This is a genomic window from Hankyongella ginsenosidimutans (assembly GCF_005144965.1).
In the GTDB taxonomy this organism is placed as follows: Bacteria; Pseudomonadota; Alphaproteobacteria; order Sphingomonadales; family Sphingomonadaceae; genus Hankyongella; species Hankyongella ginsenosidimutans.
Map to the genome: position 1 here is coordinate 1,528,382 of NZ_CP039704.1, position 21,144 is coordinate 1,549,525.

Annotated in this window: 21 protein-coding genes and 5 pseudogenes; 6 read left to right on the forward strand and 20 right to left on the reverse strand. The window is 64.2% G+C overall.

The features are described 5' to 3' along the window. The first annotated feature begins 77 nt into the window (after positions 1-77). From E6W36_RS08940 to E6W36_RS18620, 4 genes are all read left to right on the forward strand, one after another. A complete protein-coding gene (locus E6W36_RS08940; protein WP_222872357.1) occupies positions 78-968 on the forward strand; it encodes a DUF4340 domain-containing protein in 891 nt (296 codons plus the stop codon). Between the two features lie 184 nt (positions 969-1,152). Beyond that, positions 1,153-1,716, forward strand: a complete 564-nt coding sequence (locus E6W36_RS08945) for an imm11 family protein (RefSeq protein WP_222872358.1) — start codon at positions 1,153-1,155, stop codon at positions 1,714-1,716. 154 nt (positions 1,717-1,870) lie between these two features. Beyond that, on the forward strand, positions 1,871-2,104 hold the full coding sequence (locus tag E6W36_RS08950) for an AHH domain-containing protein (protein ID WP_222872359.1): 234 nt from the start codon (positions 1,871-1,873) through the stop codon (positions 2,102-2,104). Positions 2,105-2,232: 128 nt separating this feature from the next. Continuing rightward, entirely contained in the window at positions 2,233-2,361 is a 129-nt protein-coding gene (locus E6W36_RS18620; RefSeq protein ID WP_425459621.1) for a hypothetical protein, read from the forward strand. A 1,066-nt stretch (positions 2,362-3,427) separates the two neighbouring features. On the opposite strand, the gene E6W36_RS08955 is transcribed toward E6W36_RS18620, so the two are convergent. The 11 genes and pseudogenes from E6W36_RS08955 to E6W36_RS09010 form a co-directional block, all read right to left on the reverse strand. Then, positions 3,428-4,126, reverse strand: a complete 699-nt coding sequence (locus E6W36_RS08955) for a DUF1223 domain-containing protein (RefSeq protein WP_222872360.1) — start codon at positions 4,124-4,126, stop codon at positions 3,428-3,430. Positions 4,127-4,343: 217 nt separating this feature from the next. Beyond that, positions 4,344-5,084, reverse strand: a pseudogene (locus E6W36_RS18625) (glycosyltransferase); the annotation flags it as partial. Beyond that, entirely contained in the window at positions 5,081-6,232 is a 1,152-nt protein-coding gene (locus tag E6W36_RS08970; protein WP_222872362.1) for a glycosyltransferase, read from the reverse strand. The pseudogene E6W36_RS18625 and the gene E6W36_RS08970, both read right to left, overlap by 4 nt. Beyond that, the gene (locus E6W36_RS08975; protein WP_222872363.1) at positions 6,187-6,504 is read right to left on the reverse strand and encodes a hypothetical protein; all 318 of its coding nucleotides are present in this window, start codon (positions 6,502-6,504) and stop codon (positions 6,187-6,189) included. The genes E6W36_RS08970 and E6W36_RS08975 overlap by 46 nt, the downstream gene beginning before the upstream one ends. Positions 6,505-6,520: 16 nt before the next feature. After that, positions 6,521-7,384, reverse strand: coding sequence for a sulfotransferase domain-containing protein (locus tag E6W36_RS08980; protein ID WP_222872364.1), 864 nt, complete (start codon positions 7,382-7,384; stop codon positions 6,521-6,523). Next, entirely contained in the window at positions 7,381-7,569 is a 189-nt protein-coding gene (locus tag E6W36_RS08985) for a hypothetical protein (RefSeq protein ID WP_222872365.1), read from the reverse strand. Before E6W36_RS08985 ends, E6W36_RS08980 begins: the two co-directional genes overlap by 4 nt. Beyond that, on the reverse strand, positions 7,563-8,714 hold the full coding sequence (locus E6W36_RS08990) for a hypothetical protein (protein ID WP_222872366.1): 1,152 nt from the start codon (positions 8,712-8,714) through the stop codon (positions 7,563-7,565). Before E6W36_RS08990 ends, E6W36_RS08985 begins: the two co-directional genes overlap by 7 nt. A 25-nt stretch (positions 8,715-8,739) precedes the next feature. Continuing rightward, positions 8,740-9,012: a hypothetical protein gene (locus tag E6W36_RS08995; RefSeq protein WP_222872367.1), complete on the reverse strand. Its 273-nt coding sequence runs from the start codon at positions 9,010-9,012 to the stop codon at positions 8,740-8,742. Between the two features lie 768 nt (positions 9,013-9,780). Continuing rightward, positions 9,781-10,728, reverse strand: a pseudogene (locus tag E6W36_RS09000) (sulfate adenylyltransferase subunit 1); the annotation flags it as partial. Then, positions 10,728-11,578 (reverse strand): annotated as a pseudogene (gene cysD / locus E6W36_RS09005) (sulfate adenylyltransferase subunit CysD). The pseudogenes cysD and E6W36_RS09000, both read right to left, overlap by 1 nt. Before the next feature lie 448 nt (positions 11,579-12,026). Then, the gene (locus tag E6W36_RS09010) at positions 12,027-13,253 is read right to left on the reverse strand and encodes an FAD-dependent oxidoreductase (RefSeq protein ID WP_246048299.1); all 1,227 of its coding nucleotides are present in this window, start codon (positions 13,251-13,253) and stop codon (positions 12,027-12,029) included. Between the two features lie 201 nt (positions 13,254-13,454). Between E6W36_RS09010 and E6W36_RS09015 the strand changes: the two genes are divergently transcribed. Both E6W36_RS09015 and E6W36_RS09020 read left to right on the forward strand, forming a co-directional pair. Then, the gene (locus E6W36_RS09015) at positions 13,455-13,793 is read left to right on the forward strand and encodes a RidA family protein (protein ID WP_246047455.1); all 339 of its coding nucleotides are present in this window, start codon (positions 13,455-13,457) and stop codon (positions 13,791-13,793) included. Between the two features lie 7 nt (positions 13,794-13,800). Further along, a pseudogene (locus tag E6W36_RS09020) lies at positions 13,801-14,954 on the forward strand (acyl-CoA dehydrogenase family protein). 60 nt (positions 14,955-15,014) lie between these two features. Here the strand turns inward: E6W36_RS09020 and E6W36_RS09025 are convergent. The 9 genes and pseudogenes from E6W36_RS09025 to E6W36_RS09065 all read right to left on the reverse strand — a co-directional run bounded on the left by E6W36_RS09025 (position 15,015) and on the right by E6W36_RS09065 (position 21,036). Further along, positions 15,015-15,533 (reverse strand): sugar transferase, encoded by a 519-nt coding sequence (locus E6W36_RS09025; RefSeq protein ID WP_222872370.1) that lies wholly within the window; start codon positions 15,531-15,533, stop codon positions 15,015-15,017. Beyond that, entirely contained in the window at positions 15,526-15,747 is a 222-nt protein-coding gene (locus tag E6W36_RS09030; protein WP_222872371.1) for a hypothetical protein, read from the reverse strand. The genes E6W36_RS09025 and E6W36_RS09030 overlap by 8 nt, the downstream gene beginning before the upstream one ends. A gap of 439 nt (positions 15,748-16,186) precedes the next feature. Continuing rightward, a complete protein-coding gene (locus E6W36_RS09035; protein WP_222872372.1) occupies positions 16,187-17,299 on the reverse strand; it encodes an O-antigen ligase family protein in 1,113 nt (370 codons plus the stop codon). Positions 17,300-17,653: 354 nt separating this feature from the next. After that, positions 17,654-18,676, reverse strand: a complete 1,023-nt coding sequence (locus tag E6W36_RS18630; RefSeq protein ID WP_342776865.1) for an outer membrane beta-barrel protein — start codon at positions 18,674-18,676, stop codon at positions 17,654-17,656. A 23-nt stretch (positions 18,677-18,699) separates the two neighbouring features. Beyond that, positions 18,700-18,918: pseudogene (locus E6W36_RS20615) on the reverse strand (outer membrane beta-barrel protein); the annotation flags it as partial. A gap of 61 nt (positions 18,919-18,979) precedes the next feature. Continuing rightward, positions 18,980-19,558, reverse strand: a complete 579-nt coding sequence (locus E6W36_RS09050) for a polysaccharide biosynthesis/export family protein (protein ID WP_222872375.1) — start codon at positions 19,556-19,558, stop codon at positions 18,980-18,982. A 115-nt stretch (positions 19,559-19,673) separates the two neighbouring features. Continuing rightward, positions 19,674-20,363: a hypothetical protein gene (locus E6W36_RS09055; protein ID WP_222872376.1), complete on the reverse strand. Its 690-nt coding sequence runs from the start codon at positions 20,361-20,363 to the stop codon at positions 19,674-19,676. Positions 20,364-20,398: 35 nt separating this feature from the next. Beyond that, a complete protein-coding gene (locus E6W36_RS09060; protein WP_222872377.1) occupies positions 20,399-20,752 on the reverse strand; it encodes a P-loop NTPase family protein in 354 nt (117 codons plus the stop codon). Then, positions 20,749-21,036 carry a nucleotide-binding protein gene (locus E6W36_RS09065; RefSeq protein ID WP_222872378.1) on the reverse strand — a complete coding sequence of 96 codons (288 nt, stop codon included), beginning with the start codon at positions 21,034-21,036 and terminating at the stop codon, positions 20,749-20,751. Before E6W36_RS09065 ends, E6W36_RS09060 begins: the two co-directional genes overlap by 4 nt. Positions 21,037-21,144: the final 108 nt, after the last annotated feature.

Consider the following 21,144-nt stretch of genomic DNA (forward strand, 5'->3'; position numbering starts at 1 on the left):
TTTGAATGACCGAAACTCCGGCACCTGAAACCCCGGCCGCGCAGCCGAAACCGCAATCGCATACAAGACTCTCCCTTGTGATTGCCGGAATCTTGATTCTGGCGGTGCTTCTGGTCTGGGCGCTGTCCGGGTCCGGGGACAAGCCGGCGTTTCCGCAGCTCGCGCAGAACCCTGACTCCGTTCAGCGCATTGTCATAACCGGCGCAGGCGACGAAATGACCTTGCGCGCCGAGGGCAAGTCCTGGGTCGTTGACTCGCTGGGCGGCATCCGCGTGACGGACGCAGCGGCGCGCACGTTCATCCGCGGCTTGCGCAATACCCATATCGCGCAGGTCGTGGCGGCGACGCCGGATCTCGTCGCCCGCAGCAAGCTGGCCCAGCCGCCGTTGCGCATCAGCCTTTACGGCGCCGACGGCGGCCCGGCGCTGACCGCTTATGCCCTGGCCGAGGCGGACGCAGGCGAGGAGGTCCGCTATGCCCTCTCCGCGGACGGCAAGCATATCCTGCGCCTGCGTGGCATGCCGGCGCTGTCGCTGGCGCTCGACCGCTGGATCGCGCCGGAAGCGCCGGCCATGCCTGCGGACGAGATCAAGTCGATCCGGCGCATCGGCCCGGATGGCGAGACGACGCTCTGGCAACGCGCGTCGGCGGACGAGAGCTTCGCTGCCGACCCGAGCGCCGGCGCAGCGCCGACAGCGGCGTTCACCGCGCTCAAGGCCGATGAATTCAAGGCGGCCAAGGCAATCAACTGGTACGGCTCGACCGCGTTGCTGTTCACGACCTTCGACGACGTAACCTACACGGTGCAGGTGAAGCGCGAGCAGGACGGCGCAACCTGGGTTCGCTACAACGGCGACGCCGCGCCGGACGGCGACCGCGCAGCCAAGGACCGCGCGGCCGAGGCCAAGCAGCTGAAGGCGATCGCCTTCCGCGTGCCGGCAACCCCGAAGGCGCCGACCGCCAGGTAGCGCCTGAAGCAATTGTCACCCCGGGCGCCGCATGCGACGCTGGCCGGTATCATCGAGCAGATGGTGATGGGCAGGGCCGAGCCTGCGCGCGGTGCTGGTGGACCGCGCGGCACCGGGTGATCGATTACCTCCTCAGCCCGCTCGAACGGCGGCTGGATGAAGCCGGGAGAGAAAGGTGAGAGACATGACCGTGACGACAAAACCTACCAAAGAATCCGCGAAGCCGAAGCCGCTGCGAATATTAGATTTAAGCGTTCGAGGCGGAGCCGTGGCGCGCGGCAGCCTTGGCATCGAGTGGGCAGGGTACTTCTGGGGTGAAGACATTCATGGCGATGTTACAAAATCCTTTTCTGGGGCCAATAACATCACGATACCGCCTGGGCCTTATGCTCCGCCGCCGCTACAGGGGCGAACGACCCCGGATTGGCACCGGGTTTCCGCGCGATTATCATTCGCCGCCACTGATATTGATCGCGCGCTGGGCTTGGCGCCGAGCGACGCCAATCCGTGGTTGCGCGAGACCTGGCTGCTCTCCGACGCGGCAAAGCAGGCGCTGGAGGCGATCGATCCGGACGCGTTTGATTTCTTCGCGGTCGAGACAATCATTCGCGCCAAGGGGCAGCATAGCCCTGGCCCGCAGATGTGGTTCGCCGATGTCGTGCGGCACATTCAGTGCTATGTGCCGGATGTGCCGGACGAAGAAGCCTATACATATTATTATGGCGGCAATGGAAAAATGTTAAAATGAATACGGGCCATTTCAGCCGGTCCTTGATCGGCGATGCTCTTATATTTAGGTTGGATTATTACAAAGAACTTACTTTATGCACGAGCGCGGTTCGGCTGGCATTGATGGCCTTGAAGTTAAAAGGTTTTGAATATTACAGCAAAGGGGTGGCAAAATGACAAGTTTCTTTCAAGAACACCATGGCTTACCTCGGAAATTTGCAGATGTATTGATGCAGTTGGGTTTTAAGCTCAACGACCCGCGCAATCTGGTCGGTCTACCGACATCGACGATGGTGGCGCGTGATCCTACGGTCAATACCAGCCGACACACCGGTAATCACAGCAAGGTTTATTTCAAAAATATCGAAGATGTTCTAGAGTCAAAATCGATCATATTGAATCGCTGAGGATTCCCAAGCGGTCGATTTTCTGATTCAGAGTACTGGCTGGAATGGAGGCCAGTATGGATGAAGCCTTATTCGGATGATTTGCGCAGCCGTCTCGTGTTCGTCGATGAGACCGGGACGACGACCCGTTGCGCATATGGGCACGCAAGCTGCTGGAGACCAAGCCGTTCAAGCTCGTCGCGGTGGCCGTCGCAAACAAACTTGCACGCATCGCTTTGGCCGTGATGAGCCAGAACACACGGTATCGCGCCGCCTGATCAGGCCTCTACAACAATCTCGGGTGAAGAAAGACGTGATGCAACCAGTACGGACATAGCTGCCAAGCCCGGTGTACTGTCTGCGTAAGCAAAGCGCGATACGGTGATAGGGGTCAACAGCCAAGCGGACAAACATCAGGGCCAGTGATCAACCATCACACCAAAGGCCGAAGACATGACCGCACCCGAACACGTTGCTTCAGTCAAATCACCCTTGATCGCAGAGCGCCGTCCAGACATGTCAGTTTACTAGAGTCTGATGACTTTACGTTGATTCATGCGTCATCGCGCGGTTGCACACGCGCCGCTCACCCCGAGCTGGACGAAGGGTTGAGCGGCTCGTGGTTCGTCCAAGCTCACCACGAGCGGACTTTACAGCCTGCTCCGTGAAGATCGGAATGGCGATCCCATCCAATGTCATCAGACTCTAGCAGGCTGTTGAAAAAGTGGAATAATATAGTCCCATTTCGTCATTCCGGCGCAGGCCGCAACCGCGTGCTGCTCCGCCCTTCGTCCGTGCCGGCTGGCGGCTCTCCCTCCCGCGTGCGGGAGGGTCGCGCAGCGGGGTGGGTGGAATCGCTGTGCCCACCCCGGCCTGCGGCCACCCTCCCGTGAACGGGAGGGAGAGGCTGTGTGCAGCAGGCGCACGTCCGGCCTTGTTGCCTTATGGCAGGGGAACGACCGGCGCTTATCTGTCACGGGCATCCGGGGCTGGACGACTTGGGGGTTGGTCAGGTCAAGTCGCGTCCAGACTTGTCTGATGCTCCGGCCTTCCCGTCCGCTTCGGGTGTGACTCCAGGCGGGGACCGCCTGCACGGACTTTGCACGGGACACGTGCCCCAGTTGGCCGCGAGCGGTCTATGCGAAGCTTCGGCTGTGTCACCGGATGGCTTCGCGCCGGTCGCCCCGGTGCGGGAGGGCACCGGGCTGCCGCCCTGGGTGCCGTGATCAGGGGCTGCAGGGACGCCCCATCATATAACCCATATGGTTATAAATGTCAAGGGAATGTGCTTTATAGCGGGATGACTTTAGGTTGACCCACGCGCCATCGTGATGTTGTCGCGCTTTACAGGTTGAGCATCGCCGCGCCGAGAACCGGGCCAACACCGTCCTGCACGATGACGGCAAGCCGATCCGCCTTGTGGCGCGCGATCAGCTTGGCGGGTGCTGTCAGTTTCGTCGCCGACCCCGACCATAGGCCCAGCGAAGCCTCATCGAGCACGATGTTGGTGTAGTGCAGGGTCCGGCCGCCGTTCTCTCCGGCGCGCACGGCAACCTGCCCTTGCGCGCGCACCCAGATCAGCCGCACGAGACCGCGTGTCGATGCCGCACCCTTGAGGCTGACCGTCACCGCACCATCCGTCATGCGGTCCAGTGCGACCGTCACCGGTGCCGGTTTCTGGCGCTCCTGATCGATCAGGCTGGCGACCTTGTCCCAGCGCGAGCCGACCGTTTCCTGCGTGCCGTTCACCACCAGCTGCGGCGTATAGACCGAGCGGCTGCCCCAGCGCGACGCATAGGCGTTCTGGCGCGCCGTGTTCTCCGGTCGCGCGAAGCGGTCCTTCCAACCCAGATCGTCCCAGTAATCGACCGGCGTGGAGAGCGCGATCACGTCGGGCTGCTGCGCCACTTTCGCCAGCACGACGTCAGCCGGCGGGCAGGAGGAACAGCCCTGGCTGGTGAACAGCTCGAGCACGACCGGGCGGGCCTGCGCGGTGGCGGGTGCGACGGCGCACAGCGCCAGGGCGATCAGGGAACGGTGCATGGCATACCCCACGGCTATCGGTGACACGAAGGGTATTCTCGCCGGACGCGCAGAGGTTACAGGCGGCTGCGCGCCGATGCGACAGATCGATAGAATGCGACCGTCTGCCCGGCGATTTGTGGCCAGTCCGCGACCGCAGGCGGGGCCGCGGCCAGGGCTTGCCGCCAGGCCAGGACCGGCGCGGGGTCTTGCGCGAGCGCGGCCAGAACATCCGTCAGCGCCGGGCAATCGGACCGTCGGCCAGCACGGCCCCGTTTCCCCGGCCGGATCATCTCCGGTAAAGCGCCGCGGCGGCTGACGACAACCGGCAGACCGGCAAGCTGCGCCTCGCCGACGACCAGCCCGAACGGCTCATGCCATTCGGCCGGCATGACCAGCAGGTCCAGCTGCCGGAAAAATCGTCCCGCTGAACGTGGCCGAGGAACGATACATTGCCCGGCGCTTGCGCCTTCAGCGCTGCCTCGTCGGCGGCCTCGCCGCGCCCGGCGATCAGGAAACGCACCGGCGCGTCGCCCAGCAGTCTGGCGGCCGCCACGACGGCATGCGCACCCTTGCGGCGCACCAGCCGGCCGAGGTAACCGACCGTGAGCGCGCCGGCCGACGGGCGCTCAAGCGGAACATGCGCAGTCGGCGGCTCGATCCCGTTGGGGATGACGGCGCGCGCCGGCAGGTGCGCCAATGCCGGGATTGCGGCCTCGTGGGTCAGCATCACATGGCGGCTGGCCGTGATCAGGCCGTTGAGCGCGGCGAGGCGGCTGCCGCGCCGCCAGTGATAGGCGGCGCATTCCGTGCAGGGCGCGCCGCAGGGCTGACCTGCCTTGAACATGCCGCGAAACGGGCAGACCAGAAAATAATCGTGCGCGGTGTGGACGGTGGGCCAGCCCTGCTTGCGGAACCATGCCCATGCGCCAAGCCCGAACAGCCGGATATTGTGGGTGTGGACGATGTCCGGCGTCAGGTCTTTGCCACCCGCTCAAGCGCCGCCGCGCCGACCGGGCTGGCGTTCAGCAGGCGCTGCGCCCGGCGCGCGACGCCGCGCTTGGGGTCGGTCGGCGACCCCAGTGCGCTTCCAGCCCGGTCGAGATCACCTGCTCGCCGTGTTGCGACTGGCCGTCCGATCCGGTGAGCACGGTCACAGCGTGGCCCGCCTGCACCAGCGCGCCGGCCAGCGCCGCGACCGCGATTTCCGCGCCGCCAACCTTGCGGGGCGGATAATAGTCGTTGACCAGCAGGATCCTCATGCCGTCTTGCCCTTGCGGCGCGCATCGACCAGCGCATCGGCAAGCAACTGGGTCCAGGCGGCGGATACCGCCTGTTCGAGATAGGCGCTGGCCTTGACCCGTGCGGCGGCGCGCATCTGCGCCAGGCGCGGGCGGTCCTGGGCCAGCGCGTCCAGCCAGCCGACATAGCCGTCGACGTCGCCCTCCTGAAACAGTTGCCCGTCGACGCCGGGGAAATCAACAGCTTCGGCCCGATATGATCCGATGCGGCGACCGGCATGCCCGTCGCCATCGCCTCGATGATGACCCGGCCAAACAGTTCTTCCCAGGTCGGCGTGCGCCTGGACGGCAGGAGCAGCACGTCATGCGCGCGGAAAATCTCCAGGATGCGCGCGCGATCCTTCACATGGCCATGGTAGGCGAGGCGTCCCGCTGCTGCGGCCGCCTCGACCTCCGGCCGGCGCGGCCCATCGCCGAGCACGGTGAAGCGCAGGTGCGGCATGCGCTCGGCGCAGGCGAGCACTTCGCCGATGCCCTTGCGGGTTTCCAGAAAGCCAACATACAGCACGTTCAGCGGCTGGTCCTGCGGCCGCTCGACGACCACGCCGAACGCATCCTCGACCGCGTGCGGAATCAGGTGCGGCGTCTGGCCCGCGAAAGCGCCAAGGCCGGCCTGGGCCGCCGGCGAGATACAGACCAGCCGGGTCGGCGGTGCCGTCAACCGGCGCCAGCCATCGATCGCCAGGCCCGTCAGCGGGCCGTAGCGGCGCGGCTGATTGGCCCCGGTCCAGTCATGCCAGCTGTTGTGGTAGATCATGGCGTTCCTGCCGGTCAGTGCGTTCAGGAAGGCCACGCGCATGTCGAACGGCGGCAGACCGGAGAGCACGACATGTCCACGCAGGCTTCCAAGCTGCAGGCGGAAGCCGAGATTGTCCGCGAAACGCCGGACGGCCTGGGCAGGCGGCACGCGGCGCAGCAGGTCCTGCCCAGCCGCTTGGTCACCACGATCTCGCGATAGAGCGGTGGCGGCAGGTTCAGGGCGGCACACACGGTTTCGACGATGCGGTAGTATTTCCGCCCGTCGGTCTCGTGAAAGATGATGACCGGCGGCGGCGTCATGCCGCCAGCTTGGGCGGGCTGGCGAAGCGGATGCCCCATTCGGCCTCGAGCCGCGTCAGATCGTCAGCATAATAAGCGGCGAGGCGTGCAGCCAGCGCCGGGCTGAGTTGCGGTTTGGCGGCCGCCGAGGTCTTGCGCAGCGCCCGGGCCTTGCGGAGCGCCAGCAGGCCGTCCGCGATCGCCAGGGATTGACCGGCAGCCGGAAGCGCCGGTGCATGCGTCCGGGCGTGTACTGGAAGAAGGCCGCATTCACCCGCGCGAACGCGGCGAGCGACGCGGGATCGTAGGCGCCTTCGTTGTGCACGCGGGTCAGGCCATCCGGGCGCTGGCCGGTGGCGATGCCAAGAAAGGTGCAGGCTTCATCGAACACCGCGCCCGGATCGGCAATCAGGCGTTCGAAGGTCGTGACCCAAATCTGCTCCTTCGGGAAATGGGCGGCCCAGGAAGCCAGGCCTTCGGCATAGCGACCGAACGTGCGGACTTCCGCCGCGCGCGCATAGTCGGCGTCGTAAACGCCGTCGAACACCCGCGCCATGCCCTCTTCTGCAGGCTCGACCGGCAGGAACCCGAACCGCTGCATGTGGATATAGGCGGAGAGCGCGCGCTTCACGGGGTCGCGCAGCACCACGATCAGTCTGGCCTGCGGGGCCAGCGCGGCGACTGTGGCCGGCACGTGCGACAGGCACAGGTAGTTCGGCCGCTTGATCATGCGCAGCCGCCCGGCGGCAGGCGCGAAAGCCTTGGCGAGGTGGGCGGCCATCTGGTCCGGGGTCAGGTCTGTGCGCTCGAACACCGGATCCTCGCCCTCGGTCATGAACACGGCGCTATGCTCGGCAAGGCCGGCCTGCAGGCTGGTGGAACCAGCCTTCTGCGCGCCGATGACGATGGCGTCGACCACGCCGGGCTGGGCTGCGCTCATGCGAACGCTCCGCGGAAGGCCGGTCTGGGTCTGGCCTTGGGCTGCAGCCATTTCGCCATGACGTTGAACAGGAAGATCGGGACGACGATCACAAAGTAGCGGCGCGCCAGCGTGTTGGAAAAACCAAGCTGGATCAGGTCCATGATCAACTGGACCCCGATCACAAGGCTGAAGGCGTTCAGCATCCAGTCGCGGTAGCGGGTCTGGATCGCGCGCAGAAAGAAGCCGGTGACGACGCCGCCGACGAACGGGCCAAACCAGCCGAAATTATAGTACCACTCGCCGGGACTGGAGATGGGCAGGCCGAACACCCGGGTGGGAATGAAAGCTGCGCGACCGTGACTCCGGTATTGATCACCTCCGGCTTGTCGGCCCAGAGCGCGCGCGGGATGAGGCCGATGAAGCCGAGGTAGAAATCCTGACCGTCACGCAGCGGCAGCCCGTTGCTTATCAGCTTTGCAACGCCTGCGAAGCCATCGAACAGGTTCATGTTCATGCTGATCATGATTTCTTCAAGGTTGAGCATGTCGCCGGTTATGGTCGCACCGCGTACGGACATCAGACGATAAAGGTTCAACCCGAACAGCAGGGCCAGCGGCACGCAAAAGGCCAGCCCGAGCATGACAATGTCTTTGCGCGGGCGCTTGTTGGCGAAGATCGACGCGCGCCAGTTGCCGGTGTAGAGCCAGAGTCCGGCGGTCAGGGCAATGCCCGGCAGCACGATCGAGTTCCGCGAGCCGGTCAACGCTGTGTAGGTGCCCAGTAGCAAAAACATGATGATCGCCGACCAGAAGCGACCCATGCGCTGCTGCTGCAGCATGGTCAGTCCATAGCCGACAGTCAGGTAAAGCGTGGCAGGCAGAATCTCGGAAATCAGCGTGGCATCGCCAAGACCCTTCTCCAGGCGCACGTAGAGGATGAGCCGGGCGATCGACGGCGCGGTGGCAAGCACATAGGCCACGACCAGCGCGGAGAGGCCCCAGTAAATCCACAAGGCGCGCTCGATGCCTTCGCTGTTCGCGTGCGGCGTGTCGATATGCGGGAATAATTTGGCGAATATTCCAGCGGATCGCACAGTCGCCAGCACGGCCGCAACACCGGCAAGGCAGGACAGCGCCAGCAGCTCGACCTGCGCCAGCAGTTCAACGTCGCCGCGAAAGTCCGGAATGAAATCGGGCCGCGGTGGGTAGCCGAGCAGGAAGATCGCACCCGGCCGGACCACGAAAATCAGGATAAACAGCAGGCCGAACAGCCCGATGCAATCGACCAGCTTTTCCGAGAAGGCACGGATGAACAAGACGGCGCAGCCAAGCACGCCGAGCAGCATCATGACGACGAAAAGGGTTTCCCCGCGCTCATGCCGCCGCCTGCTCCATCTTGCTCTCTTCGGTGTTGCGCCAGGAGTCGAGATTGCGCCCCAGCAGCGCCTCCACCTCGTCGACGGTCTGACGGAAGTCGGCGCGCAGCCGGGCCAGATGCTCGGCAGTCGGCCCGCCCTCGTTTTCCTTGGCGGCGGACGGCTTGAAGAACAGCTTCTTGAACAGCGGGTGGTATTTCACCGCCCCGACGATGGTCGCGAAGCCGACGGCGCGCAGGCCCCAGCCGACCTGTCGCAGTGCCCAGAACAAGGCGGGTTGGCGGGTCGAGCCGCAGCTCAAGCTTTTTCCGTGTAAGGCAGGGTTGCATCGAAATCGACGTCGGCACCGCCTCGGCATAGCTGGCGGCCGAAATCGGCGACGCGTCCGCTTTCAGATCGTCAAACAGCAGCACCATGCACCTGCGAAGCGCGGAAACAGCCGGAACGACCTGACTTCAGCGGCTCCGATCATAGCCGGCTGGCGATTCTCGATTTCCGGCGAATTTCGCAGCGCCTTCGGCGAACGCGGAGTTGCGGTGCGGCCGATCCGGCCGTCATGTCACCAGGCTAGTGAGACACCAGCCGTCTCACACGCGGCGGCTCGCGCACCGGCGACACCAGAGATCGTCGCAGTGCGCTCGCCAGGGCGAGAGTCGCTGCCGCAATATTGCGTCGCTCAGTGCTTCAGAGTCGTAAAGCTGGTAGCATCGTGCGACGAGCTCGCCCGGTTGCCCTTGCGTCGCTCTCCGGCGCTCCTGCGCACCAGTCCGAGCGCATGACCAGGAAAGCCGACTTCGCTGTTCGAGGTGAACGGTCGAACGAAGGTATGTACAGGTCCTTGACCGGTTGGCGATGGCGACGCCGAGAACCTCGCGGCGTCTGGGCCGCCACATCGACAGCTGGTGGTGATGCGCGCGAATCCACCGGTCGATCGATCCGCGCTTGCGGTTCGCGCTTCAGGTTGCACACGCCGATCTCGTTCAGAGCGATGAAAGCTTCTGCTCGGTGCTTACGCGCTCCGACAGATGCGCCGCTGCGCGACCTCCGTCGCGCTGCACAGCACATTGTCGACAAGCAGGATGGTGACCGCGTCGCCGGCGTGCGCGGTCGCAAGGTCGGCGTCCGTGGTCACGATGCGGCGCACGGTCGAAGGGCGGCCCGAATTGGCGACCACGATCGCGTCACCGACCGATACCGAGCCGCTGGCGACGGTGCCGCAGAAGCCGCGGAAATCCAGGTGCGGGCGGTTGACCCACTGCACCGGCATGCGGAACGGCTGGTCGTCCGCATGATCGCTGACATCCACGACTTCCAGATGCTCCAGCAGGGTCGGGCCATCATACCAGCTGCACCGCTCCGTGCGGCCGGTCACATTGTCGCCGAAGCGCGCGGACATCGGAATGGCGATCAGATCGGGGAAATGCAGCTCCGCGGTCTTGGCCTTGTAGTCGGCGACGATCGCATCGAACACCTGCTGGTCGAAATCGACCAGGTCCATCTTGTTGACGGCCAGCACCACGTGCTTCAGGCCCAGCAGATAGGCGATGTAGCTGTGGCGCAGGGTCTGGGTCAGCACGCCCTTGCGCGCATCGATCAGGATAATCGCGAGGTCGGAATTCGAGGCCCCGGTCGCCATGTTGCGCGAATACTGCACGTGGCCTGGCGTATCGGCGACGATGAAGGAACGCTTGGCGGTCGAGAAGAAGCGGTAGGCGACGTCGATGGTGATGCCTTGCTCGCGCTCGGCCTCCAGGCCGTCGACCAGCAGGGCGAAGTCGATGTCTTCGCCGACCGTGCCGTGTTTCTTGGAGTCGTTCTCCAGCGCCAGCAACTGGTCTTCCATGATCAACTTGGTGTCATAGAGCAGACGGCCGATCAGCGTCGACTTGCCGTCATCAACTGATCCGCAGGTCAGGAAGCGCAGCAGGCCCTTGGCGGCCTGCTCGGCGCGCTGGGCGATCGCTTCGGCTCGTGCTTGGCTGGTCATCAGAAATATCCCTCGCGCTTCTTCTTTTCCATCGACGCCGCTTCATCGGAGTCGACCAGGCGGCCCTGGCGTTCCGAGGTGCGCGCCGAGAGCATCTCCGCGATCACCTGCTCGACCGATGCGGCATCCGACTCGATGCACCCGGACAGCGGCCAGTCGCCCAGCGTGCGGAACCGCACCAGGGTGTCGGTGGTCGCCTCGCCGGGGCGGTATTCCATGCGGTCGTCGTCGACCATCAGCAGCACGCCGTTGCGATCGACGACCGGGCGCGTCTGGGCGAAGTAAAGCGGCACCACCGGAATGGCCTCGAGCCGGATGTATTCCCAGATGTCGAACTCGGTCCAGTTGGACAGCGGGAACACGCGGATCGTCTCGCCCTTGGCGACGCGGGTGTTGTAAAGGTTCCAGAGCTCCGGGCGCTGGTTGCGCGGGTCCCAGGTGTGGCCGGCGGAGCGGAACGAGAACACGCGCTCCTTGGCGCGGCTCTTTCCTCGTCGCGCCGGCCGCCGCCGAACGCGGCATCGAAGCCGTTGGCGTCCATGCCGGCCTTCAGCGCGTCGATCAGCATCAGGCGCGCCCACTCGCGGCTGTCGGTGTTGAACGGCGTGCGGCCGGAGGCGGCGGCATCATGGTTCGACTGCACGATCAGCCGCAGGCCAAGCGCTTCGGTCAGTTCGTCGCGATGGACGATCATGTCGCTGAAGTCCCAGCCGGTCGCAATGTGCATCAGCGGGAACGGCGGCAGGCTCGGCCAGAACGCCTTCATCGCCAGGTGCAGCATGACCGACGAGTCCTTGCCGATCGAATAGAGCAGCACCGGATTGGCGAACTCGGAGGCGACTTCGCGCATGATGAAGATCGACTCCGCCTCCAGCGCGCGCAGGTGCGCGGACAGCGTCGAAGGGCGGCGCGCGGCGGGGTCGTTGAAGCGACGGGCGTACTCCAGGATATCCGGGCGGCGCACTGTCGTCTGGGCGGGTTGGGCAGTCGTGGAAGTCATCGATTTTACCCTGTCACGGTGCGATGGCCGTCAAGAAAGGCCGGCTGACGAAACGGCATATGCAAAGATTAATAAAAGCAGGCGTATACGTAATAAAACATTCACAATCACAATCTCGGTGACAACTGTAACTATCTTCCCGATAGAAGCCGCTCTCACCAAGCCATTCGTTTTCGAGGGCGAGGTCCGAAATGCTGCATCTCAAGCCCTTCAGCCGCCCGCACCATCCTTTTGTGCATGCGCGAGATGAGGTCAAGCGTTTCCGTGGTAAACGCAAGCAAGTTTCTTTATCTCCGGCTTAATCTGCGCTTTTCAGCATCTTGGCGAGCCGTCGGGCGCTGCCGGCAGCCAGGGTCCAGCCCAGCGTGCCATGGCCGGCGTTGAGCCAGAGGCCGGGCAGCCCGGTTCCGCCGACCAGCGGCAGGTTGCCCGGGGTGACGGGTCGATGGCCGACCCAGGGCGCGCCGCCGCATAGTCGCCGGCAGCCGGAAAGCGCCGCTGCGCCAGCGCGATCATCCGCGCGATGCGATCCGGCGGCGGTTCCGCGTCGCGCCAGCCGAGGTCGAGAAACCCCGCCACGCGCAGCACGTCGCCAAGGGGAAATCACCAGACGATTCGCCTCGTCCGTCACGCTCAGTCGCGGTGTGCCATTGGCATGCGCGATCGGCACCGTGATGGAGTAGCCCTGCGCCGGGGCGATTGGCACGGACAGGCCAAGCCGCGCCAGCAGCGGCGCGGACCCGCAGCCGAGCGCGACGACGACATGGCGTGCGCGAAGCTCCGCTGGCTGACCGCCCTGCTCCATATGAATGCGCCAAGCGCCGCCTTCCGGGGCCAGGTCCGTAACCCGGCTGTTGTAGCGGTAGTCGACGCCGTGGCGCGCGCTGGCGTCGGCCAGGCGTTTGGCGAACGCGTGCGCATCGCCGAAGCGGTCGCCCGGTGCATAGGTTGCAGCGTAGAGGCGGGAGTCGCCGGTGGCGAGCGCCGGCTCCAAGGTCAGGGCCTCCGCTGGGCCGAGGCTTTGCGTCGGCCACCCGGCGCGATGGAGACGGCTGCCGATCTCCCGCCACGCCTTCGCTTCGGCCGCCGTATCGTGGAGGTGCAGGATGCCGCGCCCCGGCGCAGCATCGAAACCGAGGTCCTGCTGCATCGCGTCCAGTGCCTGCGCGCTCTCGATGGCCAGCGCCAGCAGCGTATCGGCGCGCTGTGCGAATCGCGCCGGCAGCGACTCTGCAAGAAAGATCAGCAGCCAGCGCCACTGCCGGGGATCGCGGTTCAAGCGCACGCGAATCGAGGCCTGCGGGTCGAACAGCGCCGGTGCGATCAGGCGCCAGACGCGCGGACTCGCCCATGGCTCTGCGTGGCTCACGGAAATCTGGCCGCCGTTGGCGAAGCTCGTCTCCTGCGCCGGGCTGTCCCGCGCGTCGACGACAATGGCGGACAGGCCCTCGCGCGCCGCCCAGTAGGCTGTGCTCACGCCGACGACGCCCGCGCCGAGAATGGCGACATCATGGATAGTCCGCATCGGCACGTATGTAGCGATCTTATGCGGGCGTTCATGCGAAAAATCGTCCACGAGCCGGAAACAGCGCCGATGCGCCCCGTTGCCGCGTCAAGCACGAGCAGATACGGTGAACGAAAATTGCCGCAATGGAAAACCACAAGGGGAGTAGCGCTATGCGTCAACGCGTTTTTCCGGTTCACCCTATGAGTCCCAGATCGGGTTTTGCCGTGCGATCCGGGTGGGGATATCGTTCACGTCTCCGGCACGGCGCCGCTCGCGCCGGACGGTTCGACCGCCTGCCCGGGCGATGCCTATGGCCAAACCAAGCGCTGTTTCGAGATTATCGAGGCGGCGGTCCGCGAACTGGGCGGTACGCTCAGCCACATCGTGCGCACGCGCCTCTATCTGACCCGGCTCGACGCCTGGCCCGAGGTTGCACGCGCCCATGGTGAGCTATTCGGCTCGATCCAGCCGGCTGCGACCGCGCTGGCCGTTTCAGGACTCATCCGCTCGGATTGGCTGGTGGAAATCGAGGCCGAAGCCATCATCACGCAGGACTGATATTCCCATGACCCATCAATTCGCGCTCACTGAAGATCAACTGGCGATCCAGGATGCCGCGGCCCGCTTCACCGCAGACCACATCACCCCCATGCAGCCGACTGGGACCGCGACCATTTCTTCCCGGTCGACACGATCCGCAAGGCGGCAGAGCTCGGCTTTGGCGCAATCTATGTGTCGGAAGAGTCGGGCGGTGCCGGCCTCGGGCGGCTGGAAGCCGCGCTTGTCATGGAGGCAATGGCGTACGGCTGCCCCTCGACCTCGGCGTTCATCTCCATCCACAACATGGTCAGCTGGATGATCGACAGCGTCGGCTCGCCCGATCTCAAGGCGCGGTACCTGCCGAGCCTGGTCACCATGGAGCATTTCGCGAGCTACTGCCTGACCGAACCCGGCTCGGGGTCCGACGCTGCAGCGCTAAGCAGCCGCGCCGTGCGTGACGGCGATCATTATCGCCTGACCGGCTCCAAGGCGTTCATCTCCGGCGCCGGGGTCAGCGATATCTACGCCGTGATGTGCCGCACGGGCGACGCATCGCCTGCCGGCATCTCCTGCCTGATCGTGGAAAAGGACTGGCCGGGCGTCTCGTTCGGCGCACCGGAGCGCAAGCTCGGCTGGCGCTCGCAGCCGACCGCTGTCGTCAGCTTCGACGATGTGAAGGTGCCGGTCGGCAACCTGCTCGGTTCGGAAGGCGAAGGCTTCAAGATCGCCATGCGCGGGTTGGACGGTGGGCGGCTGAACATCGGCGCCTGCTCGCTTGGCGGCGCGCAGCGGTGCCTGGAGGACGCGATCCGCTATACCCGCGAGCGCCGGCAGTTCGGCAAGGCGATCGGCGAGTTCCAGAACACCCAATTCATGCTCGCAGACATGGCGACCGAGCTGGAGGCCGCGCGCTGCCTGCTGTACACCGCTGCGGCCAAGGTCTCTGCGGGTGCTGCAGACCGCACCATGTTCGCCGCGATGGCCAAGCGCCTGGCGACCGATGTCGGCTTCAAGGTCGTCAACGACGCCCTGCAACTGCATGGCGGCTACGGCTATCTGCAGGATTTTGCGGTCGAACGCTTCCTGCGCGACCTGCGGGTGCACCAGATCCTCGAGGGCACCAACCAGATCATGCGGGTGATCATCGCGCGGGAATTGCTGCGCCACAATTTGTCCTGAACAGGAAACGCCCGCACAGGGTCTGTGCGGGCGTCCCTTGGATGAGGTTGTCGGATAGAGTTAGTAAGCGCCGCTGGATTTAAGAACTGCCGGCAGGGTGCGCAGCAGGATGGAAACATCGGTCCAGAGCGAGAGCTTGCGCACATAGGTGCAATCAAGCTGAACGCGCTGCTCGTAGGTGGTGTCATTCCGGCCGCTGACCTGCCACAGGCCGGTGATGCCCGGGCGCACCGCGTAGTAATAGACGCGGCGGCTGCGATAGTAGGTGTCCAGCTCGTCCTTCACGACCGGGCGCGGGCCGATGAGGCTCATGTCGCCGACCAGGACATTCCAGAGCTGCGGCAGCTCATCGATGCTGGAGAGGCGCAGGAAGTGACCAACCTTGGTGATCCGCGGATCGTTCTTCAGCTTGCGGGTCGCATTCCACTCGGCGCGGGCCTCCGGGTTCTGCGACAGGAAGCGCTCAAGGCGCTCAGCGGAGTCGACGACCATCGAGCGGAACTTGGCGACCTTGATGATGCGGCCGCCACGGCCAATGCGCTTTGGCGGTAGAAGATCGGACCCTTGTCGGTCATCCATACGGCGAGCGCAGCCGCTGCAAAATCGGCGACAGCAGCAGCAGCCCGACCAGCGCGCCGAAAATGTCGATCCCGCGCTTCAGGGTCACATAAGCGCCGGTCTTGTCGACGGCAGCGACAGCGCCGACGTCGGCCCATGCGCCGACATCCGAAGCAAGTGCGGCCTCGGCGGCGAAGGCCGGAGCCAGATCGTAGCTATCCGAATTGCGGTACATCAAGCGAATCCTTTAACATCCGAAACAAATTGGCTATTGTAGGCGAACCAACCCACGGACACTCAGAGCAAGAAACAATTGTTTTATCTGACGAAAGTATGAGCAAATACCGTGCCATGCATGGGGCGCGCGCTAGCTGACTGCAAGTCGTGCGAATTTCCCCGGTTTCAGGACAGATATTGCGGCATCGCAACGCTCCGAGTGTCAATAATTCCGACACTTTCTGACTTTTTGTTGCAATGCCATGACAGTTTCGTACGCGGATGCAAAATACCATACGCCGCACGCGGCCATGGTTAACCCGCCAGACGAACAAATCCTCCCTGGCGTCGTATTTGTGACGCTTCTTATTCAAATTTCGTTAATTATCATGGTTAAAACAAGGTGCCTGCGGAGCAGCTCAGCGTTAAAGCCCCGTAATAGTTTATGCTGCACCGCATCAATGCCAGCGTGTGGAAGTGGACTGCGCCACCCCGAACGCCAGCAGCAAAACATAGGCCGAGGTAACCGCCGGAATCTCGAGGCTGAAGTCGACCAGGCTGTGCAGCCCGACCTGAACCGTCGCGCCAAGGCCGATGAGGCTGTAGGGCAGAACACGCTTGCGGCGATAGATGCCATTGTAACAGGCGTAGGCGAGAAGCCCCAGGCTGAGAAGCAGGACCAGCGTGCCTGGCCAGCCCAGTTCGATCATGTTCTCAAGGTAGGAACTGTGTGCGTCGACAACCGAGCGCAGGCCGATCAGCTCGTCGGAAATATAGGGCGTGAACACATATTCGAACGACCCCAGGCCGTTGCCCAGCAGAGGCGTGTGGTGGAACGCGGTGATGGCGGATTTGTAGATGACCGAGCGATCGTCGATCGAGTCGAACGCTGACGCGGACGTAAACCCTTCGGTCATGCGGCCGCCGGCGATGCTCATGATGCCGCCGACGCCGAGCGCAAGCAGCGCTGCCGCGCCAAGCAGGCTCTGCATGCGCAGACCGCGGCGGCTGAGCACGAGGATGATCATGATCCCGCAGGCCAGCGCCGTCGTCAGCACCCCGGCGCGCGATCCGGTGAAGGACAGGGCGACGCAGAGAACGCTGAAGCACAGCACCAGCAGGAAATAGCGGGTGATCAGCAGTTGGATCACCGTGCGCACCTGGATGTGCAACGGATCTTCCCGGTTGATTTCCCGGCGCAGCGTCGAGACAATCATGCCGAGCGCCGTTACCACGCCCAGACCGACGAAGGTGGCATAGCTGTTCTTGTTGATGAACGTCGCGGTCAGGCTGTCGCGATAGGCGACCCGCTCGGCGAAGGCGACGGCCGTATTGCCGGCCGCCAGTATGAACGCGCCGTAGCAGGCAAGGCCAACCTCGACGACCAGCAGGGCTTTCAGGCCGGCCTCCGCGGAATCGCGGTTGCGCCCGACGGCCCAGCCCAGCAGGAACAGCACGAGATAATATTGATACCAGCCGAGCGCGTTGCGGGTGATGCCCGGGTGGCGCTGATGGTGCCGCTGAGCGAGGCGCTGAGCGCCGCGCTCGCTTGCGCCCAGATCGGGTGCCACACGCCGTGCGGCAGCCCCGGCACGCTTTGCAGGAGATGAACACCAGCAGGCCGACAAACAGCAGGCCCGGGGCGACGACCGGCCGGACATCCCAGCGCGGCAGGTCGACGCGGGACATCAGCATCAGGCCCAGCGCAAGGCCCGCGCTGCCGACGCCGAACCAGGCGATGGATTGCGCCCAGGCTTCGACGCCGCCGAATGCGATAGCGAGCGCCAATATCGTGGCGACCAGAAGGTAGGCGGGCAGATGCGCCAGAAGCCGCCGCTCGATCTGCAGGCTGTTCTGGCGCTTCCCGGCGTCTTCCTCGAAATCACGCAGTATGGTCGCCATAACGCTCTCCGCAACGAAAGGAATTAAAGGGCAAGTTTCAGATTCAGGGACACGGTATTCCGGCGGTAATCGATGAAATTGATCGGGCTGTTGCGTGCTTCCCGGGCGGCGGTCAGCACCAGCGAGAGATATTCGTTCATCAGGTACCGGACCGAAAGCTGGGCGAGCGTCTCGGTATCCGTGCGGTTCAGGCCGTTGAAGCGCAGGCGTGCGAACTGGCCGTCCGCAGAAATGATGAGGTTGCGCAACAGTTCGTGGTCCACGCCGAGCCCGTATTGCGTCACGAGGCGGCCAGCCGAGACGGTGGTGGCCGTATCGACAACCCGGCGGTCCACGGTCAGGCGCGCGGAGGTCAGGCTCGTGACGTTCCACAACAGGTCGGCGCCGAAGGTGATGCCGTTCACGGTGTCGATCGCGCCGCTCTGGTAATTCTGGGTCAGGTAGCCGACCCGCACGTTGCCGTACAGCAGCCGGGTCAGGGCGAACTCGAACCCGCCCTCGATTTCATAGCCATGCGAGTCGCGGTCCAGGTCGGTCGCCGGATTGAACTGCGGGCTATCGGTATCCAGGACGTAGTTGCGATCATCGTAAGACGCACGCAGCAGGAGCTGGTAGCCGGGCGACAGTTCATAATCGAGCCGCGCCGCGCCGGTCAGGATCCGCCGGTCCCGAAAATCCTGGTCGACGATCAGTCCGCCTGCCACTCCATCACTGTAGTTCAGTTTCTGCCAGCCGAAATCGAGCGCGGCGGTCAGCCGGTTCACGGTAAATTCGGCTCCCGTCCTCACCGTGCTGTCCGTGTATTTGATCGGGTTTTGGGTTTGCGTGTTGGTGTCAATGCTGGCGCGGTTCTCGAACAGACGCTCGAAGCTGCCGTCCGCCGTCAGCTTGAAATTGCGGGCGATGTCATATTCACCGCTGCCTGCGATTCCTGAGTCCGTCGCGTTTTCGCCGCCGTTGTCGACGAAGCGGCGGGTGCTGGAATAGCTGGAGAGCTTGAGCGCGTGGCGGCCCCAGTTGGATTGCAGGCGCAGGCGCGGCTCGATTGTGAAAAGCCGTCGCTGCTTTTGTCTTCAGCCTCGGCGAACACGTTGTCGGTGTAGCTCGCATCGACGGCAAGCGACGGATAGAGAAAGAAGGACCCGAGCCTGACGCCGACCGGCGCATATTCCGGTCGCGGGCGGTCCGCAGACCCGACGCCCTCGGGGATCGTCTGTCCCGCTGCCGGCCGGGCCGCAAGCACGATCAGCGCAAAAGCCATTGCCGTTAATTTCACTTGTGTTTCCATTGGCGTACCCAGTTGAAAGACCAGTGTTGGAAATGGCGGGACGCGCCTCGCTCAGCCGGGGTTAGAAATAGCGCTCCGGAACCTGGATGGTGTCGCCCGGGAAGATCAGCGTATCCTGGCTGGCCTTTACCTCGACCTTCTTGCCGTCCTTGCCGCGGGTGATGAACAGCTTCTTGCTGTTGGCGCGGTAGGTGTAGCCGCCTGCCGTCGCGATGGCCTTCAGGGCATGCAGTCCGACCGTGAACGGATACTCGCCCGGATTGGCGACTTCGCCGTAAATGTAGAATGGCCGGTAATTCAGGATCTGGACGCTGACGCGCGGTTCCTTGACGTATCCCTGGCGCAGGCGGTCCGAGACACGCTTCTCGAACTCGCCGATGGTGGCGTCCGTCGCCTCGACATTGCCGATCAGCGGCAGGGCGACCTGGCCGCTGTCGCTGACGGTGAATTCCCGGACAACTGGCTTTCGTCGAACACGATGACGCGCAGCTTGTCCCCGGCGCCAAGCCGATAGGCGTTGAAAAACTCGGCCTCGGACTGCTGGGGCGCCGTCTCTGGCGCCGCCACCGGGGCGCTGGCGCAGCCGGCGATCAGAGAGCAGGCGAGAACGGCGAGCGTGAGCGCGCGCGAGCCGCTCCACCGGTTCTGTATTTTCAGGAACTTCAACATCGCTCAGGCCTCACACTATGATTTGACGATACCCTTACCGGCCGCTGACGTATGCCGCATAATGACTGGCGGCGCGAAAATACGGCTCAGGACTCTTTGTTCTCGCTGGCGCTCCGCTGCCGTCGCTGGACTGGTGGCACCGGCGGGTCGACATGCGCCTGGGCGAGCAAGCCGTTCATCTTGCTCTGCACCACAGCGTCCAGGGAGAAATAATAGCCCTGCCAATAAGGGTTGAGCGGCCCGTTGATCAGGCGAACCTGGCCGATGCACTGCTGCTGCTGCGCCTCAGGCAGCGCGGCCCAGTGGACGGCGCAGAAGGTCAGCCGCGGAAACACGAGTTGCCCGAAGCGCTCGCCCGTCTTGATGGACATGTCGAAAGCGCTGATGACCCCAGGCTCGATCTGGCCGTCACTGCTCTCGGCCAGCGCGAGATTGTACCAGACCGCCGGCTGCGGCGGCGCAGCTTTCAGCGAGGAGACGATGTTGGTGTAGGCGAGGGCGCGCTGAGCCTCATAGGCACGGTCGTCTTCCGTCTGATCGGCGATGATGAGGCTGATGTCGGCCAGCCTCGCCTTGAGGATCGGGTCCTTCTTGGTGGTCTTGCTCGCTGCGAACAATGCATCGAAGACCTGCGCCGCCTGCGTCTTGTCGTGAACGTCTGCGAACAGGAAATTATCGTAGGCGTAAATCGCGTTCCATCGTTGCCAGTTCGGCCCCAGGTCAACGCGCCCAGCGCCATGAGACCCGCCCCGCCAGCGCGATACCGCCGCCCGCAATGGTTCGTGGTTTCATGGCTCTCCCTGTTTCCCGCTCATCGGCGCGTCAGCAGCGCCGTTGCATCATGCGTCTTCGCGCCCGCCGTCGGCGTAATATTTCGTATAGCGGCCTGAATAATAGTTTTCGTCGCCATATGCGACGCTGTTGCGCGCCATGCGCTGGAGATCGACGACGTTGAGAACAAAGCCCGCCACGCGGGTCTCCGCCTGGCGCAGCTTGCGCAATGCCGCCAGGGTGGCATCGCGGGTGTCAGTTCCCAGCGGATGGAGAACACCACGCTGTCGACCTTGCGCGCCAGAACCAGCGGATCGACGATCGGCAGCACCGGCGGGCAGTCGAGGATCACATAGGCATAGCGGCTGCGCGCACCGGCCAGCAGATCGCTCATGGCCCGCGAATCCAGCAGATCCGCGGAGTTGGACGGTTTTGAACGCTATAGATGCAGTCCAGGCGCGCGCCCTCATGGCGCACCACGGCGTCGGCCAGACTCGCTTCGCCGCTCAGCAGTTCCGGGAGTCCGATCTCCGGCTCCGCGCTCATGATTCCCGCGACGCTGGGGTTGCGCATGTCTGCGTCGATCAGCAGCGTCTTGTGGCCCGAGGCGGCGAGCGAGGCCGCCAGCGCGCATGCCAGCGTCGATTTTCCTTCATCCGGCAGCGACGAGGTCACCATGATGACGCGGGGCGGATTGTCGACGTTGGAGAAGACCAGCGAGCTGCGCAGCTTGCGCAGGGACTCGACGAAAATGGAGGTTGGCGCCTGCGTGATATAATCGACGAT

Bases quoted from the DNA above. Each gene is read 5' to 3' on its own strand.
- E6W36_RS09065 (WP_222872378.1), bottom strand. From the start codon at position 21,036: ATGGTGACCTCGTCGCTGCCGGATGAAGGAAAATCGACGCTGGCATGC.
- E6W36_RS08975 (WP_222872363.1), bottom strand. From the start codon at position 6,504: ATGGGGCATCCGCTTCGCCAGCCCGCCCAAGCTGGCGGCATGACGCCG.
- E6W36_RS09060 (WP_222872377.1), bottom strand. From the start codon at position 20,752: ATGAGCGATCTGCTGGCCGGTGCGCGCAGCCGCTATGCCTATGTGATC.
- E6W36_RS08955 (WP_222872360.1), bottom strand. From the start codon at position 4,126: ATGCACCGTTCCCTGATCGCCCTGGCGCTGTGCGCCGTCGCACCCGCC.
- E6W36_RS08950 (WP_222872359.1), top strand. From the start codon at position 1,871: ATGACAAGTTTCTTTCAAGAACACCATGGCTTACCTCGGAAATTTGCA.
- E6W36_RS08945 (WP_222872358.1), top strand. From the start codon at position 1,153: ATGACCGTGACGACAAAACCTACCAAAGAATCCGCGAAGCCGAAGCCG.
- E6W36_RS09010 (WP_246048299.1), bottom strand. From the start codon at position 13,253: ATGCGGACTATCCATGATGTCGCCATTCTCGGCGCGGGCGTCGTCGGC.
- E6W36_RS08980 (WP_222872364.1), bottom strand. From the start codon at position 7,384: ATGAGCGCAGCCCAGCCCGGCGTGGTCGACGCCATCGTCATCGGCGCG.
- E6W36_RS09030 (WP_222872371.1), bottom strand. From the start codon at position 15,747: ATGTACCGCAATTCGGATAGCTACGATCTGGCTCCGGCCTTCGCCGCC.
- E6W36_RS08990 (WP_222872366.1), bottom strand. From the start codon at position 8,714: ATGATGCTGCTCGGCGTGCTTGGCTGCGCCGTCTTGTTCATCCGTGCC.
- E6W36_RS09025 (WP_222872370.1), bottom strand. From the start codon at position 15,533: ATGGATGACCGACAAGGGTCCGATCTTCTACCGCCAAAGCGCATTGGC.
- E6W36_RS08985 (WP_222872365.1), bottom strand. From the start codon at position 7,569: ATGCTGAACGCCTTCAGCCTTGTGATCGGGGTCCAGTTGATCATGGAC.